Annotated in this window: 6 protein-coding genes and 1 pseudogene; all 7 read right to left on the reverse strand. The window is 70.6% G+C overall.

Features of this window, described 5'->3' with window-relative positions; genetic code table 11:
* A pseudogene (locus RIN80_RS17395) lies at positions 1-526 on the reverse strand (hypothetical protein); the annotation flags it as partial.
* On the reverse strand, positions 526-1,191 hold the full coding sequence (locus RIN80_RS17400; RefSeq protein ID WP_309096511.1) for a hypothetical protein: 666 nt from the start codon (positions 1,189-1,191) through the stop codon (positions 526-528). The pseudogene RIN80_RS17395 and the gene RIN80_RS17400, both read right to left, overlap by 1 nt.
* A gap of 93 nt (positions 1,192-1,284) precedes the next feature.
* Entirely contained in the window at positions 1,285-1,755 is a 471-nt protein-coding gene (locus RIN80_RS17405; RefSeq protein WP_309096512.1) for a pilus assembly protein TadG-related protein, read from the reverse strand.
* Entirely contained in the window at positions 1,752-2,183 is a 432-nt protein-coding gene (locus tag RIN80_RS17410; RefSeq protein ID WP_309096513.1) for a TadE/TadG family type IV pilus assembly protein, read from the reverse strand. Before RIN80_RS17410 ends, RIN80_RS17405 begins: the two co-directional genes overlap by 4 nt.
* Entirely contained in the window at positions 2,183-2,620 is a 438-nt protein-coding gene (locus RIN80_RS17415; protein WP_309096516.1) for a pilus assembly protein, read from the reverse strand. The genes RIN80_RS17410 and RIN80_RS17415 overlap by 1 nt, the downstream gene beginning before the upstream one ends.
* Before the next feature lie 53 nt (positions 2,621-2,673).
* Positions 2,674-2,925: a hypothetical protein gene (locus tag RIN80_RS17420; protein ID WP_031107180.1), complete on the reverse strand. Its 252-nt coding sequence runs from the start codon at positions 2,923-2,925 to the stop codon at positions 2,674-2,676.
* A gap of 56 nt (positions 2,926-2,981) precedes the next feature.
* A complete protein-coding gene (locus RIN80_RS17425) occupies positions 2,982-3,905 on the reverse strand; it encodes a type II secretion system F family protein (RefSeq protein WP_309096514.1) in 924 nt (307 codons plus the stop codon).
* Positions 3,906-4,069 lie beyond the last annotated feature (164 nt).

Genomic DNA, 4,069 nt, shown 5'->3' on the forward strand with positions numbered 1-4,069 from the left:
CGCCTTCGTCGACCCAGAAGGGTTGCTTGTCGCAGGCGTTCGCTTCGGGGTCGTCCTTGCGCTTCGGGTTCTTCACCGCCGCCCAGAACATGCCCTCGCCCTGCTTGTCGAGGTTGTAGTTCTTGTACGGGTGTCCGTCCTTGTAGCGGTGGTCCAGCATGTTGCCGACGACCTCCCCGACCCCGGGCAGCAGAAAGCCGTCGATGCTCCGCCACAGCTTGACGGTGGTCTCGATCTCCTTGGGGGAGAACGAGGGCTCGTACCAGCAGGCCGGCGGTGTCCAGTTGCTGTTGGACGGGGTCAGGGTGCCCGTCGTGGTCGCCCCGGAACCGCCGTTGGTAGTGACTCGGATTCTGGTCTCGGCCCTGATGACGCCGCCGTCCCCGGAGCCCTCGGCGCTACCCTCGTAGCCGCCCTTCTCTCCGCCGTTGCGGCCGCCGCCCGCCGTGGCCGGAGCCGGGACGGCAACCACGGCAACGGCGAGAAGCGACCCCGCGACGGCGCGCAGCACCTTCGTACGACGCATCACATGCACTGCTCGGCGGCCTCCGTGGACGAGACGGTCGCGGTCTGCCACACGCCTTCGGAGTTCCTCTCCAGGCGGGTGCTGTAGAAGACGTAGTCGCTCGGGGACGCCTTGACCGACCGGTCGACCTTGCCGGTGCCCCGGTCCTTCGGGTAGGTCTGCGTCGCGTCCATGCAGTAGGTGACCGACGCGGCGCCGTCCTTGAGGAACGTGACCTCGCGGTCGTAGTAGCGGGTCGTGCCGGTGAAGCTGCGGGCTTCGTCGCGGAAGGACTTGATGTAGGAGGCCGCCGACATCAGGGCGTCGCCCTTGGAGTAGAACTGCAGGGCGGGGTACTTCTTGGCGTCGACGGTGATCGCTTCGTCGATGGAGTTGATCCGCCGCTCGTTGTCGGCCAGGACCGCGTCCTTCTTCGCGTCGCCGGTCCGTGCGCCCTCGAAGACGTTCCTGACATCCGACGGCAGCCTGATCTGCGGCCGTTCGATCCCGTCGTCCGCCGCGGACGCCGACGGCGTCGCCGAACCGGTCTCCGTGCCCGCGTCCGCTCCCGCGATCCTGTCGCCGTCCTTCGCGTCCGCCGCGTCGGATCCGCCGCAGCCGCTCAGCAGCAGCGCCACCGCCGCGGTCAGGGCGGTGGCGGCCGCCGTGGTCCTGCGTGTGCGCATGGGGGTGTACCTCCAAGTGGGGGGACAAGTGGGGGAATCGTGCGAAGGGCTCGACCGGGCCCGGTGGTACGGCGGCGGAGGCGGGGCGGGACGTCAGCCGACCTGGTTCTCCGCCACCGCCTGGCCGTGCACGGTCACGTCGCCGCCGTAGAACATCCCGGTGAAGATCGGGGAGTACGTGAGCTGCACCTCGACCTCCACCGCGTCGGCGTCCGCCGCGACACAGTGCGTCGCCGCGATGTCCGCGCCCGTCATGTCCATCTCGCGGGCGAAGGCCTTCACACGGGCGTCGCAGTTCGCGAAGTTGATGGGGGCCGGGCCGCCCTCGTTCTCGTAGAGCGCCTCGCGGTCGATGTCCTGGGCGGCGTAGCGGGCTGCCTGTTCGGCGATGTCGGCGGCGCGTTCGCGCTTGGAGATGGACAGGCCCCCGTCGATGACGAACGCGGAGAGGGAGAGGAAGACGAGCGCGAAGATGATGACCGCGCCGGCTCCCGAGCCGCGGTCGTCCAGACGCGTCCGGCGCGCCGCCCACCAGGAGCGTCCGGTCCTCGCCGCGTGTCTCACGCCGACCTCCGGAACGGGTCGAGCGGGGAACTGAAGCTGGCCGTCAGCCGCGTCGGCACGTCCAGACCGAGCATGGCCAGGCCCCGCACCCGGCAGCTCACCTCGACCGTGAAGATGGTGTCCGGCTCGAAGCCCTGACTCGTCTGGACGACCGAGACCGGGCCTGAGCAGACGTCCGCCAGGTTGGCCTCGGCGGCCTTCTTCGCCTCGGCCATGGCCAGGGCGTGGTTCTTCTGGATCGAGCCCGCGCGGGCCGCGTCCCGGGCCGCTCCGTCCAGGGCTCCGCGGCCCTCCACGAGCTGGCCGAAGGCCACCAGGACGAGGATGAACAGGATCATCACCGGGGCGAGGATCACGACCTCGACGGTGGACAGGCCGCTGTCGTCGGACCTGCGGCGGCTCTCCGCCGGGAAGGAGAAGCCCGGCATCAGTTCCCCTCCTCCTGCACGAACCGCTCCACGGGCCCGGCCGACCGCGCGTGCACCGTCAGGTCCAGGCCGGGAAAGACCGTGGGGACGCGCGCCTCGATCTCCACGCCCACCGTGTTCTGCTCCGGCTGCAGCATCGTCACGTCCGGCGCGAGGACCAGCTGCGGGCCCAGTTGCCGGATGTAGCTGTCGACCACGTCCCGTGCCTCGCCCCGCCACGCGCCCGGCTGCTCGTCGGCCGTGGCGCGCGCCTTGCGCGCGCCCGCCTGGGCCGCCGCCTGGGCGACGTGGTCCGCGAAGAAGTACAGGGCGAACTGCACCGTCGCGAAGATCATGAAGAACAGGACCGGGGTGAGGAGCACGAACTCGATCGCGGTCATGCCCGAGTCGCCGCCGGCGGCCGCCCGTCCCCGTGCGGCCTCCAACCTGCGGCGCATCCGTCTGCCCAGCTCTGCCGGCATCCCCGTGAACCCCGTCGTCCCTGAGCTGGTCAGCAGGTCTTGCCCGCGTCCGCGCCCTTGATGCAGTCGCCGACCTTGTTGGCGCCCTCGCTCAGCGCGGCGTTGATGATGGCGGCCACGACCCCGACGATCGCCACGACGACCGCGGAGATGATGACCCACTCGACCGCGGAGGCACCGCGGTCCAGTTCGCCGGAGCGGGCCCGCTCGGTGCGGGCCTGGAGGAAGGTGACCAGGAAGTCCACGGCGGGGATGCCGGTGTGGAAGGTGCGTCCGTTCATGACGTCTTGTCCTTTCGAGATCCGTTCGGGGAGGTTCTTCGGTCGGGGAGGCCGGCTCACTGCACCTGGAACACCCGCATCGCCGCCGGAAAGATCAGGAACACCAGGAACCCCGCGCACAGCAGCAGTTGCGCCACGAGCATCGACTGGGACTTCTCGCCCGCGCTGCCCTCGATCTCGGCGAGTTCGCGGTGCCGCATGGTCTCGGCGCGGGAGGCGAGGGACTCGCGCACCTTCGCACCGTCGTCCGCGACCAGGGCCAGGGAGGCGGAGAGGTCCTTGAGCTCCTCCACACCGATCTCCTCGCCGAGCGCGCCGAGCGCCTGCCACTGGCTGACGCCGGTGATCCGGGCGTCGGACAGGGCGTTCCTGATGCGCTGGTTGGCCCAGCCGTCGGACACCTCGGCCGCCGCCATCAGGGCCTCGGGCAGACCGCGACCGCCGGCCAGGCTCATCGACACCAGGTCCAGATAGGCGCCGATCACGCGCCGCAGGTCGCGCCGCTTCTCGGCGGCGTCGCGCCGTACCTCCAGGTCGGGCAGGAAGAAGAAGACCACCGCGAAGAGCAGCGCCAGCCACACCGGGATGATGGGGCTGGAGCCCACGCCGAGGGTCCACACGACGGCGAAGAGGAACGGGCCGAAGAACAGGCCCGCCACCCCCAGCAGCACCTTCGTCGCCAGGAACTTCTCCCAGCTGCGCTCCAGGACCGCGAGGTCCGCGCGCAGCGAGCGCTGCTCCCAGCCCTGCTGCAGGTAGAACTCGCTGACGCGCAGGCCGACTTCGGCCCGCAGCGAGCCCAGGCGGCCCGTCTCGCGCTCGACGCGGGCCGATTCGTACACCGAGCCGCGGGCCCGCATGGCGTCGATCCGCGCGACCTGCGAGATCGGGCTGCGCTTGCCGGGCATGAGGGCGCGGACGAGGGCGTAGAGGCCGAGGCCGATGACGGCGCCGACGACGAGCGGCATCGTGAGGTTCACCGGCGTGCCCCCTCTTCCTGCGGCAGCGTCTGCTGCGGCTGCTGCTGCTGCGACGGCGTCCTCGGACGGACGAACCGGACACCCGCCTGGTCGCGGACGAGGAAGCGCTCGGGCGTCTCGATGGTGGACAGCTTGCGCAGCCACCAGAAGCCGAGCGCGAACAG

The organism is Streptomyces sp., assembly GCF_031181705.1.
Classification (GTDB): Bacteria; Actinomycetota; Actinomycetes; order Streptomycetales; family Streptomycetaceae; genus Streptomyces.

Excerpts from the sequence above, each read along its gene's own strand:
- RIN80_RS17400 (WP_309096511.1), bottom strand. The coding sequence starts at position 1,191 with ATGCGCACACGCAGGACCACGGCGGCCGCCACCGCCCTGACCGCGGCG.
- RIN80_RS17410 (WP_309096513.1), bottom strand. The coding sequence starts at position 2,183 with ATGCCGGGCTTCTCCTTCCCGGCGGAGAGCCGCCGCAGGTCCGACGAC.
- RIN80_RS17415 (WP_309096516.1), bottom strand. The coding sequence starts at position 2,620 with ATGCGCCGCAGGTTGGAGGCCGCACGGGGACGGGCGGCCGCCGGCGGC.
- RIN80_RS17420 (WP_031107180.1), bottom strand. The coding sequence starts at position 2,925 with ATGAACGGACGCACCTTCCACACCGGCATCCCCGCCGTGGACTTCCTG.